Here is an 11,611-nt window from a genome sequence, read left to right on the forward strand (position 1 = left end):
AGTCGCGCTGAGCGATAGTCGGAACGCGCGAAGGGCGGGCATCCTGTGGGGATGCCCGCCCTTTCGTGTGTCGTGGAGCGAACGTTAGTCGTGCGGGCGTGCGCCGGACTCAGGCGTGTGAGCCGCATCCCCCGCACCGCTCGGATCGATGCCGAGGCCCAGATAATTGACCGTGCGAGCGGCGCGGCGCTGCCCGTCATCCTGACGCTCCAGCTCGGCCAGTTGGCGCACGATAGCGTGACCAACTCTGCGGCAAAAATCAGCGGGTTCGACGTCGGCAGTGGGCCATTCTTCGACGATTTCGTGGACGATCCCGTCGTCGAGCAGATCCTGAGAACGCACGCGCTGCTCGACCGTCATGCTCGCCGCATGGGTGGTGTCGCCGAACATGATCACGCTCGCGCCCTCGGGCGGTAGCGGTGCGAGCCACCCGTTTCTGGCCGCGATCACCCGGTCGGCGGGCATGAGTGCGAGGGCGCCGCCACCCGTTCCTTCGCCGAGAATGACGGCAATGGTCGGCACCGGCAGGTCGAGCATTTCCGCCAGACAGCGTGCAATTTCTCCGCCGAGACCGCCCTCCTCAGCCTCGCGAGAAAGGGCTGCTCCGGGCGTATCAACGACGGTGATGAGCGGCAGCCCGAGCTCAGCGGCGAGAGCCATTCCGCGACGGGCTTGGCGCAGAGCATCCGGACCCAGCTCGGCTTCGCCCTGTGCTCGCCGATCAAGCCCGACGACAACAGTTCCTCGTCCGCCAATGGTGGCCAAGGACACCACGGCTGACTTGTTCGACTCGCCTTGACCCGTTCCGCTCAGGGGAACGATGGAGGTCGCGGCGTGGCGCAGAAGCGAACGCAGGCCGGGGCGCCCACTGCGGCGCGAAATCTGAATCGACTCCCACGACGATGGAATTTGCGTCGTAGGTTCCTCCGCCGGCGGGGGAACGTAATCCCCGGAAGCAGCAATGATCGCGAGTGCCTCGCCCGCCATAGTGCGCAAGTGTTTGGCATCGAGCACGGCGTCGACGATGCCGTGGGTGAAGAGGTTTTCAGCAGTTTGAACACCCTCGGGAAAGTCGGTACCGTACAGCGCCCTGTAGACCTTCGGGCCGAGAAAGCCAACGAGAGCTCCCGTTTGGGCAACCGTGATGTGGCCGAGCGAACCCCATGACGCGAACACTCCACCGGTCGTGGGATGCCGAAGATACACAAGGTACGGCAGTTTTGCCGCCTTGTGTGCCACGACTGCTTCGGTGATCTTGACCATCTGCAAGAACGCTCGGGTGCCCTCTTGCATGCGCGTTCCCCCCGAGATCGGGGCCGCAAGCACGGGCAAACCTTCTGCCGTTGCCCGCCGAACTGTTTCCACCATCCGGGTCGCGGCGTTGACGCCGATCGAGCCTCCGAGAAAACGAAACTCGCCAACGATGACTGCCACGCGTGAACCGTTAAGCAGGCCTTCACCGGCCACGAGCGACTCGTCTTCGCCGGTCTTGGTTCGCGCGGCCTCAAGCTCTTTACGGTAGCTGTCCTCGATGGGCAAGGCAGGTAGCGGTGAATTCCAGCTGACGAATGTGTCGTCATCGAGCGTCATCGCGATGAGTTCGCGGGCACTGGGGCGGGCGGTCATTCGCTTAGCCATTCGCGCACAGAGTCATTGTGTTGCCCCAGCGTGGGCGGCGCACCGTGCGCTGTGCGGGTTCGTTCTTCGCCGTCCGCGTTGAAGAATCGCAGTGGTGGCCCGGGCAGGCTAATCGATCCGAGAGTGGCGTGGTCAACATCCACGATGAGTCCCTGCGATTGTGTTTGGTCCCATTCGTACACCTGCTGAAGGTTGCGCACTCGCCCGGCCGGGATCCCTGCTTCTTCGAGAGCGAGGAGAAGATCATCCGCATTCCACGAGGAGAATATTTCTTCCAAGGCGGTGATCAGCGAATCACGGTTGTCAACGCGCAGGCCGTTGGATGCCCACCGCTCGTCATCGACGGCGATCCCCGTCATGGTGCACAAACGGGCCCATAGTCCCTCTGAGCCCACTGCAATTTGCACCGCACCGGAACCCGTGTGAAAGAGCCCGTAGGGAGCGATGGACGGATGATGGTTGCCATTCGCGAGGCCGACTTCGCCGGCGACAGTCCATCGGGTTCCTTGGAAAGCGTGCACCCCGACAACGGAAGCGAGAAGCGACGTGCGAACAACCTGACCTTTGCCTGTGCGCTCGCGTTCGAGTAGCGCCGCGAGCACGCCGTAGGCGCCGTACATTCCGGCAAGCAAGTCACCGATGGGAACGCCGACGCGCTGAGGGTCATCGGGCTTGCTGCCCGTAATCGACATGAGGCCGGCTTCGCCCTGCGCAATCTGGTCGTAGCCCGCCCGACCGCCCTCCGGACCGTCGTGCCCAAATCCACTAATCGACAACAGCACGAGGCGCGGGTTGAGTTGCTCTAGTCGTTCGGGAGGGAATCCCAAGCGGTCGAGGGTGCCGGGGCGAAAGTTCTCCATAAGGACATCAGCGCGCGTGATGAGGTCTGCCAGCAGTGCCGAGTCAGACGGATCCTTCAGGTTGAGGGTGATCGACTCTTTATTGCGATTCGCGGAGAGAAAGTAGGTCGACTCGCGTGCTCCCTCATCGCCGACAAACGGTGGGCCCCAGCCGCGGGTGTCGTCGCCGGTGCCCGGGGTCTCCACTTTGATGACTCGCGCACCTAAGTCGCCCAGCATCATCCCAGCATGAGGGCCGGCCAAGGCTCGAGTGAGGTCGAGTACGAGATAGCCGCTGAGCGAACCGGTGTCGTTCATGCTCGTGCTTCCAGGCTGGCGACGCCGAGTTGGTTACTGAAGGCGAGAATCATGGCGCTCGTCTCGGTCCCGGCAGAGGCACCAAAGGTATAAAAATCAGGGCGGATGAGCACGCTCTCGGCATTGAGCTGGTCGAGCCATGCCGCGTACGTGCCGTCGACTTCGCCAATCGTGATGACGGCGGGATGCTCACCGGAGAGCGCTACGACGGTGACGCCGCGATCGCGGAGTGCATCAGTTGCCTCCGCGGTGACGAGCTCGAACAACTCCGCTTGCGCCAGCATCAGTATCGACCCTGAGTACAGATCGTCGAAGCGGGCAGTGGAACCGTCGAAACGGATAGCGGCTTGGGGAGAGAGCTGTCCGCCGTCGGGCAGGTGAAGCCCTGGCCCCAGAAGCGGAGCCGGAGGTGCAGGGGGAGCGTGTCCCTTGGCGAGTTCGGCGATCATCCGCTCATCGCGTTCTGCTGCTTCTGCAGGGTCGGTGATGCAGATCACCCGCCCCAATGAAATGGAGAAGTCGATGAACTCGCGAATGTGGGTGAGGCGTTCGGTCTCGTAGGTATCGAGAATGCTCTCCGCTGCGTGGCCGTCGAGCACTGCCCCGAGCTTCCAGAATAGGTTCATGACATCGCGCAGACCAGCGCCCAAACCCTGGCCGGCGAACGGAGGCATGAGGTGGGCGGCATCTCCCGCTAACAAGACGTGACGCTTGCGCCAACTGGTGGCCCAGCCAGCTTGGAAGGTATAGACCGAGTGGCGTTCGAGCTCCGAGTTTTCGGGGCGGATGCCAAACGGTTCGAGCAACTCCCACGCCCGTTCGGTCTTGTTGAGCGACTCGATCGTCTCGTGCGGCAAGCGCATGAACTCCCAGCGCCGCCGCCCGGGACCACCGGGAACCATCGTGGCGGGGCGAGCGATGTCGCAGGTCTGAATCGCGACATGAGGAAACTCAAGCGAGGGATCGGGGATGACGTCGACAACGAGCCAGTCATAGAAGAATCCCATGTCGTGCCAGTCGATGCCGGCCCACCGGCGAACGGTGCTGTTCGCTCCATCTGCGCCCACTAAATAGCGGGACGTCACGAGGAGTTCCTCTGCCGTGGCGAGGTTGCTGAGCGTGGTCGAGACTACGTCGTCATCGGCGATGACCTCTGCCGACCATCCGCGAAGCACCGTCACAGTGGGCAATGCCAGGAGCACCGCCTCCATGCGGTCTTCGAGCGCAGGCTGGCTAAAGAAATAGGTGTTGTACCAACCGGAGGATCCGATTCCGCTCCAGTCGACTTCGACGAGGCTTTCACGGTCGGCATTACGCCAGACATACATATCGTCATACGGCTCGGTGATCTCGGGGATCGTATCCGGCGCAAGACCGATCGACTGCAAAATCCGTGCGAACTCAAAATCATGAGTCACTGCCCGGGGCAGGGGATAGCCCTCAGTCTTGCGATCAGCGATGAGAACGCGGTGGCCAGCACGGCCAAGTTGGATGGCCAGTAGCTTTCCCACTGGGCCAAGCCCCACGATCATTACGTCATAGTTGTCGGTTGCCGCTGTTGGCGGCGTAGCTTCATTGCTCACGTCGCCGAGCCTAGAAGTAGCGAAAGCGGGCGCCGAAGTTCTGTCCCGAAATACGGGATGGAAAGTTGTTTGCTCGCCAACAGGGTTTGAGTATGGGGTATCCCGTGCACCACGGGCCGCAATCAAAGGAGATTCGCGATGCACCTCAGTACCCGACGTAGGCGCTTGGCTGGCGGCCTCGCGTTCATTACGGCAACAGCACTTGCCCTCACCGGCTGCAGCCCCATAGGGGCGGATGGCGAAACGTCTGATTCCTCAGAACCCATCCGAATTGGAGCAACAATTCCGCTCAGCGGAACCCTCGCCGGCTTCGGTAGCTTCCTTCAATGGGGCTACCAGCATGCCGTCGATGAGGTGAATGCCGCTGGCGGCATCATGATCGATGGAACAGCCCGCGAGGTCGAACTCACTCTCGTTGATGACAAGTCCGACCCCAATGAGGTCACCTCGTCGATCAAAACCCTCATCTCTTCCACCAACGTGGATGCGTTGCTCGGTTCCTGCACGCCCGACCTCGTCAACCCAGGGGCTGTCGTTGCCGACGCGCAAGGCGTTCCCTTTGTGGCAGAGTGCACTCCCATCGAGGTATTCAAGTCGGTGAAGGAATGGACCTACGCCTGGGACATCTTCTTCTCGGTTGCCGACCAAGCTGTCGCTCCGTTCGAAGCGCTTGAGGCCAATGGGATTGAAACCAACAAGCAGGTTTTCATCCTTCACGACAACGGTCCTGATGGTCAGGCAATCGGAAACGAGATCTGGCCGGTCGTTGCTGAGGAACAGGGTTACACGGTCGCAGGAAACATTGAGTTCCCCGCCGATAACACCGACTTCTCGGCTGCTATTCAGAAGGCGAAAGAGTCGGGAGCTGACATCGTTCTCATCTCGTCGATCACTCCAGCGGCGATCTCGATCCGCAAGCAGATGGCAGCCATCGGGTGGACCCCGAAGGTCATCGTCGCCGAAAAGGGCGCCGAGCCAGTGCAGTTTGCTGAAGCACTCGGAGACCTCGCCGATGGCATCATCGTCGGAGCGTACTGGGACCCGTCCTTCGGCTACCCTGGCGCAGAAGAACTGAAAGACGCTTTCGAATCCGAGACCGGCCTGACCTCAAGCCAGCACATTGCCGACAGCTACACGGCAGCAATGGTGCTGATGGATGCCATCGCAGCAGCAGGGTCGCTCGACAAGGACGAAATCAACGACGCCATCGGAGAAACTGACGGCATCTATGCGGTCGGCCCGGTGAAGTTTGACGACGAACACGCCGCCAAGATTCCCGTTGTGTCGTCGCAGTGGCAAGACGGCGTGCCGATCATCGTGTGGCCCACCGACCAGGCAACAGGGGACTTCCTCTTTCCCGTTCCCTAATCCGGTGTCTTAGGGGGTCGGCGTTGAAGTGCCGGCCCCTCACCTCACCGCCCCTACAACGATGTGGATGACCCTCGAATGAATTCGATCGACCCTGTAGGACTGGCTAATACAGTCCTCGGCGGAGCCCTTCTTGGTGGGCTCATCGCCCTCAGCGCGGTAGGGCTCTCCCTCGTGTTGGGCGTGATGAAGCTCGTCAACCTCATGCACGGCCAGATCGTCGTGCTCGGCGCCTACGCCGCCTTCTATCTTGCAGCGTTCTGGGGCATCAGCCCTCTTCTCGCGTTGCCCATCGTCTTTGTGCTCGGGTTCGCCTTCACGGCACCTGTTGAGAAATTCATTCTTGCGCCGGTAGCCAAACACGGCGAAGAAGCTGGCCTGCTGACCACGTTCGCCCTCGCGATCATTCTTGAGAACCTGTTCATTCGGTTCTTCTCTGGCGACAGCCGATCGCTCGACACCGCGTTCAGCCGCGAGACGATCGCCATCGGCCCCATCAACCTCCCCACGATTTACCTCATCGGGTTCGCCATCTCACTGACTGTCTGTCTCGCTGTGTGGATGCTCGTCACTCGCACCTCGTTCGGCCGATCGCTGCGGGCCAGTTCAGAAGACCCGATCTCGGCGGCCATCGTGGGTATTCACGTGAGCCGGGTGCGCTGGGGCACTTTCGCCCTCAACGGCGGGTTGGCATCGATGGGTGGAGTGCTCATCGCACTGTGCTTCTCGTTCACCCCGTCATCCGGCTCCGAGTACCTCCTCACGGCGTTCGCGATCATCGTGCTCGGCGGTCTCGGCAACATCATGGGCACCTTCGTGGGCGGAATAGCCCTGGGGGTTATCCAGTCGCTCGGCGCCTACTTCTTCGGCGACGGCTACCGCACCTTCGTCGGCCTTGTCATGCTCATTATTCTTCTGGCCATCGCGCCTAACGGAATCCTAAAACGGAGGCGCTCACTGTGAAGAATGGCATCTCAATCCTGCTCAGTCGCATCGCGACCCCCACCCGTGTGGGTCCACGAGACTTCATCATCGTCGCCGTGCTGGCCGCGATCGCGTTCGCGGTGCCCTACTTCGCCGGCACTTACCAACAAGAAGTTGGCTTTCGCATCCTGCAGCTGGGCGCGCTCGCTGCAGCATGGAACATTGCTGCCGGCTATACCGGCCTCGTCTCACTTGGCTCGGCAGCATTCTTCGGAATCGGCGTGTACACGATGGCAATGGCAAGCAATGCCGGTCTCCCGCTCGTTCTCTGCGTTGTACTCGCTGCGGTAGTGGCGGGGCTGTTCGCACTCATTGTGAGCCCCGCGTTGTTCCGTCTTCGCGGCCTGTATTTCACGGTGGGAACCCTCGCGCTCGCTGAAGCGATGCGCATCTTCGTCGTGAACAGCCCGTGGTTTGGTGGCCAAGCAGGTATCTTCCTGACGGCCAAAGCGCCGAAGGCCTACGACCTGTACTGGATCGCGCTTCTTGTGGCGGTGATTGTTGTGGTCGGGGTTCTGCTGTTGCTCCGAAGCCGATGGTCGTACCGGATGCAGGCCGTGCGTGACGATGAGGATGTCGCTAGTCAGCTGGGGGTGCGCACCTATCGCACGAAGCTCTGGGCGTTCGGCCTGTCGGGCGCCTTTATCGCCATCATCGGATCGATCCAAGCGCTCAATCAGGGCATCGTCCAGCCCAACGGCGGGTTCGGAATGAGTTGGACGATCGACATCGTTTCTGTTGCCATCATCGGCGGCATGGGTACCAAAGTTGGCCCGTGGGTCGGTGCCGTGTTTATCGTTCTGCTCGGTGAGTTCCTCATCCAGTTCCCGGAGATTCACTTGGCCGTCGTTGGCGTGGTTCTCGTGCTGGTCATCCGCTTTATGCCCAATGGAATCTGGGGCACGCTGACGCTCGCTCTGCAGAAGAAGAGGAACTTCTCATGACCGCTGTTTTGCAACTCGAGTCGATTACCAAGTCGTATGGCGGGGTTCGTGCGCTCGACAGTCTGTCGTTGCACGTCGCTCCCGGCGAAGTTCTGGGCGTGATTGGTCCGAACGGCGCCGGCAAGAGCACTCTCATCGGAGTAATCGGCGGTGCACTCACCCCGAACTCCGGAACGGTCACCTTCGATGGCCGCGATATCAGCACACTGAGCTCTGCCGATCGGGCCCGCCTCGGCATCGGTCGCACCTACCAGATCCCCCGACCATTCACTCGGATGACCGTGGCTGACAATGTGCGTCTGGCCGCAACAAACTCGGGTCACCACCTTTCGCACCGCGAGCTCGAGCCCTTCGTGGCTGGCATCCTAGAACGCTTGGGGCTCACCCCGTTTGCGGAGGAGGTAGCGGGCAAGCTGCCCCTGCTGCGCCGCAAGCGCCTCGAGCTGGCACGAGCGCTGGCGTTGAAGCCGCGGGTGCTGTTGCTCGACGAAATCGGCGCTGGACTGGTTCGTTCCGAGACTGAAGAGCTGATTTCGATCATCCAGAGCCTGCGCACCGAGGTCGAGTCGATGGTGCTCATCGAGCATGTGATGGATGTCATTTCGCAATGCTGCGATCGCACCGCGGTTCTTGACTTCGGCAAGATGGTCACGGTTGACGAGACGCCCAAGGTGCTCGCTGATCCCGTGGTCGCCTCCCTGTACCTCGGCTCGGTCGCAGAGAGTGCCGACACTATTGTGGTTGATGAGAGTAAGCGGGCAGCGATCCGTGCCTCGCTGACGTCACTCGTGAGCGCACCGAACATGGCGTCCGGCACGCCACTCCTCACCGTCGACGACGTGTGGGTGCGCTACGGCGGACTGAACGCCCTCAAAGGTGTCTCGCTCTCGGTGAACCCCGGCGAATGCATCGCCCTGTTGGGTGCGAATGGTGCGGGCAAGACCACAATGGCGCGCTCACTGGCGGGCGCTGTTCCACTGACCTCGGGAACGATCTCGTTCGCAGGCAAATCCATTGCGGGCCTCCGCCCCGATGAGGTCACCGCGCTGGGAATCGCTCAGTGTATGGAGGGTCGCAAGATCTTCGGCACCCTCTCGATCGAGGAGAACCTCATCGCGGGCGGGCTCGATGCACGCAAGCACGTCAAGGCAGAACGACTCGAGGCGGTTTACTCGATCTTTCCCATCCTCAAGCAGCGCCGCAAAAACTCAGGAACCGCCCTGTCTGGCGGGCAGCAGCAAATGCTTGCCATCGGCCGCGCGCTCATGTCTGCGCCAACGCTCCTGGTCTTCGACGAGATCTCCCTCGGGCTCTCGCCCATCGCGGTCGACGAAGTGTACGAAGCGCTCGGAGCGATCCGAGACTCGGGCGTCTCCATGATCGTCGTCGAGCAGAGCGTCGACCGCGCATTGGGCCTTGCCGACCGTGCGATGGTGCTCGGCCAGGGTGAGATCACGCTCGAGGGCAAGCCTGCAGAGCTGCTCGCAGATGCCCGCCTGCTGGCGAGCTACCTCGGCTGACCGGCGGGCGGCTGGGCGGGGTGCCTAGCTAGCTAGCTGGCCGATGGAATGTTGCGAGGATCGAACAGAAGGTTTCGGGTGTCGACACTGCCTTGCAGCTTCGTGAGCCGTTCAACGAAGAGTGCCTGCAGCACGTTAAACCGTTCGGTGGGGGCCACAATCGCCACAGCTTGATTGACGCCCGCAGAGTTCTGGATGCAGGTAGCAACGGCCGAGATACCGACGTCGCGTTCTTCGTGGTCGAACGCCAGATTGTTGGCGCGTACCTCGTCGAGCTCGGCGATGAACTTGTCGACGTCGGTGATCGTTTTGTTAGTGTGTCCGACGAGCACGGTCGGCAGAACTTCTCGCACTTTCTCGTTGGGCAGCTGCGCCAAGAGCACTTTGCCGATGCAGCTTCCGTGCAGAGAAAAGCTCTTACCAACTTGGGTCACAGCGTGGAGCCGGGCGGTCGAGGCGACCTGGTCAACGACAACGACCTCGCGACCGCTAAAGATGGCGAGCTCAACGTTCTCGTTGACGGCGCGGGCGAGAGAGGTGAGCACGGGGCGCATGCCAGCAACGAGTTGCAAGTGGCTGTTCATCCCGAACTTCAATACGCCGGGACCGAGGGCGTAACCGCCGGCCGAGGATGCACGAATGACGAAGCACTCACGTTCGAGTTCTTGGATGATGCGGTGCACGCTCGAGCGGGGCAGGCCGCTGCGTTGGGAAAGGTCGGTCAGGGAGAGCTGCCCGCGGCCCTCGGCAACAATATTGAGGATCGTTGTGGCGCGGCCGAAGATGGACATCAGCTCACCGGCCACGTTCGAGTGACGATGAGGGAATCGATACCCCAGGTGTGCCCGTCGCGCGAGAATGACATCTGGTACTCTCCCATCGTCGTCAAGAGTGGGGCAGGAGTGAACTCCCACCGGTTATATAAAGCTACGGCTGAGTATCCCAGTTCTGACTCAACAAGGCGAACATTGGTGATGACGTGGCGGTGGCTGTTGGGTTTGCCCCACAGCTCGGAGTAGAGCTCGGTGAGCTGAGCATCACCGGTCACCGAGCGCTGCGGAAACGTCACTGTTGCCCGGCGAAAGAGCTCCAGCGCTGCCGGAATGTCTTTCGCGTCGGCGATCGCCCCATAGCTATAGAGAAGCTGTTGGGCTGCGGCCAGCGCATCCTCAGTCATGCGTGGCCTCGTACTGGCGAAGCAAGGCTCGGCCGTAATCGTTGCCGTTGGGAGTGCGCACGATGGTGTGGATGTGGAATCCCGCAGGCTCAGTGTTGCTGAGGAAGACACCGCAGTGGTGGTCGAGTTCGAGAATCACGACGGGGCTCTGCACGCGGATGTAGAACACATCCTCGGGGCCAGTACCGCCGATCCAGGAGATCCAGGTCTCATCGAAGTGCGCCTCGATTTCGAGCTGTCGAGCTCGTGCGGGGCCTTCGGGTAAGTAGTCGATGAACTCGCGCACGAACTCACGGAGTCGATCGCGCGCATCCGAGCCGAGCTCTGAAACACACACGCCCTCATAAGGGATGACGCGGTTGTCTTGAAACGCGCCAGCAAGGTGGCGTTCATCGCCGGGATGGATGCGGCCCGCCGGCATAGCGGGATCAACCATCGAATCAAAGAGCACGGCTGTGTTCTTCTGGGCCGGAGTCAGGGCAGCCAGGAGCGCGCGAGCTTTCGTCACGCGCGGGGTCAGCGCGGGGTCGTCGCCATCGTGAAGCTTGTCCGGTTCGGCGCCAAAGAAAATCGGTGAAATCACGAGTTGGTCGGCCACGACCGCGCAATTCAGAGCGAGGTGGTGTCCGAAAATCTGCCACCCCCACGGCTCGGTGAGCGAAGGAGTTCCGTAGAAGGAGACGTTGTAGCTGAGGTCATTCATGATCGGCTCAAGGCCGGTGAGCCCGCCCAGGTAGCCATTGATGTGCATGAGCTTGCGAGCGAGCGTGGCGCCCTGGGGGCTCAGCGTTGCATCGAGCAGCCCCAGCAGTGCTTCGCGAGCGTCGGCGTTGAGAAACTCCAGCCGCAGGCCGGTGTCGTGTTGCATGAATTCGGGGTTCGCCCACGATTGCCACTGCACGGCATCCACGGGGTACTGCAGCGTTTCGCGCTCGGCGGGGGTGAGCGCCGCGAGTGCTGCTGTTGCTGCGCTCACCATCGCTGCGACGGGCGCACCGTTGGGGGCCGCTTTGAAGAGATCGGGGATGATCGTGCCATCAGAGGTGACGCCGACAAACTCTGAGGGATAGAGAGGTTGCCACCCCCGAATCAGGTCTCCCGTGAAGGCGTCGTGCTTCGCAGCCTCCCGATAGGAGTACGCATCGAGGCCCCGAAGGCCCACGATTCGTTCATCGTCCGATGGGTATAGGAATTGCCGGAAACCAGCGTCGTCGCTCATCACCTCGCTATTGAAGCACAG

General features: G+C 61.6%; 10 protein-coding genes. 4 read left to right on the forward strand and 6 right to left on the reverse strand.

The genetic code is table 11. The features are described 5' to 3' along the window. Window positions 1-84 precede the first annotated feature (84 nt). The 3 genes from I6E60_RS09985 to I6E60_RS09995 are packed head-to-tail and all read right to left on the reverse strand — an operon-like array spanning window position 85 to window position 4,378. Window positions 85-1,626, reverse strand: a complete 1,542-nt coding sequence (locus I6E60_RS09985) for a carboxyl transferase domain-containing protein (protein WP_197180129.1) — start codon at window positions 1,624-1,626, stop codon at window positions 85-87. Beyond that, window positions 1,623-2,795, reverse strand: coding sequence for a CaiB/BaiF CoA-transferase family protein (locus tag I6E60_RS09990; RefSeq protein WP_197180131.1), 1,173 nt, complete (start codon window positions 2,793-2,795; stop codon window positions 1,623-1,625). Before I6E60_RS09990 ends, I6E60_RS09985 begins: the two co-directional genes overlap by 4 nt. Continuing rightward, complete coding sequence (locus I6E60_RS09995) at window positions 2,792-4,378, reverse strand: bifunctional 3-(3-hydroxy-phenyl)propionate/3-hydroxycinnamic acid hydroxylase (protein ID WP_197180133.1); 1,587 nt, start codon at window positions 4,376-4,378, stop codon at window positions 2,792-2,794. The genes I6E60_RS09990 and I6E60_RS09995 overlap by 4 nt, the downstream gene beginning before the upstream one ends. Before the next feature lie 138 nt (window positions 4,379-4,516). Between I6E60_RS09995 and I6E60_RS10000 the strand changes: the two genes are divergently transcribed. From I6E60_RS10000 to I6E60_RS10015, 4 genes are all read left to right on the forward strand, one after another. Then, window positions 4,517-5,746 (forward strand): amino acid ABC transporter substrate-binding protein, encoded by a 1,230-nt coding sequence (locus I6E60_RS10000; RefSeq protein WP_197180134.1) that lies wholly within the window; start codon window positions 4,517-4,519, stop codon window positions 5,744-5,746. 78 nt (window positions 5,747-5,824) lie between these two features. Then, a complete protein-coding gene (locus I6E60_RS10005) occupies window positions 5,825-6,709 on the forward strand; it encodes a branched-chain amino acid ABC transporter permease (RefSeq protein ID WP_197180136.1) in 885 nt (294 codons plus the stop codon). Further along, window positions 6,706-7,674 (forward strand): branched-chain amino acid ABC transporter permease, encoded by a 969-nt coding sequence (locus I6E60_RS10010; RefSeq protein WP_197180137.1) that lies wholly within the window; start codon window positions 6,706-6,708, stop codon window positions 7,672-7,674. Before I6E60_RS10005 ends, I6E60_RS10010 begins: the two co-directional genes overlap by 4 nt. Then, window positions 7,671-9,194, forward strand: a complete 1,524-nt coding sequence (locus tag I6E60_RS10015; RefSeq protein WP_197180139.1) for an ATP-binding cassette domain-containing protein — start codon at window positions 7,671-7,673, stop codon at window positions 9,192-9,194. Before I6E60_RS10010 ends, I6E60_RS10015 begins: the two co-directional genes overlap by 4 nt. Window positions 9,195-9,226: 32 nt before the next feature. Here the strand turns inward: I6E60_RS10015 and I6E60_RS10020 are convergent, their stop codons facing one another. Genes I6E60_RS10020 through I6E60_RS10030 form a run of 3 tightly spaced genes read right to left on the reverse strand, consistent with a single transcriptional unit; the run spans window position 9,227 to window position 11,590 of the window. Then, window positions 9,227-9,985 (reverse strand): IclR family transcriptional regulator, encoded by a 759-nt coding sequence (locus I6E60_RS10020; RefSeq protein WP_197180141.1) that lies wholly within the window; start codon window positions 9,983-9,985, stop codon window positions 9,227-9,229. After that, window positions 9,985-10,371, reverse strand: a complete 387-nt coding sequence (locus tag I6E60_RS10025; protein WP_197180143.1) for a nuclear transport factor 2 family protein — start codon at window positions 10,369-10,371, stop codon at window positions 9,985-9,987. The genes I6E60_RS10020 and I6E60_RS10025 overlap by 1 nt, the downstream gene beginning before the upstream one ends. Continuing rightward, window positions 10,364-11,590 carry a DUF3500 domain-containing protein gene (locus tag I6E60_RS10030; RefSeq protein ID WP_197180145.1) on the reverse strand — a complete coding sequence of 409 codons (1,227 nt, stop codon included), beginning with the start codon at window positions 11,588-11,590 and terminating at the stop codon, window positions 10,364-10,366. Before I6E60_RS10030 ends, I6E60_RS10025 begins: the two co-directional genes overlap by 8 nt. Window positions 11,591-11,611 lie beyond the last annotated feature (21 nt).

The organism is Salinibacterium sp. SWN167 (assembly GCF_015864665.1).
Taxonomy (GTDB): domain Bacteria; phylum Actinomycetota; class Actinomycetes; order Actinomycetales; family Microbacteriaceae; genus Rhodoglobus.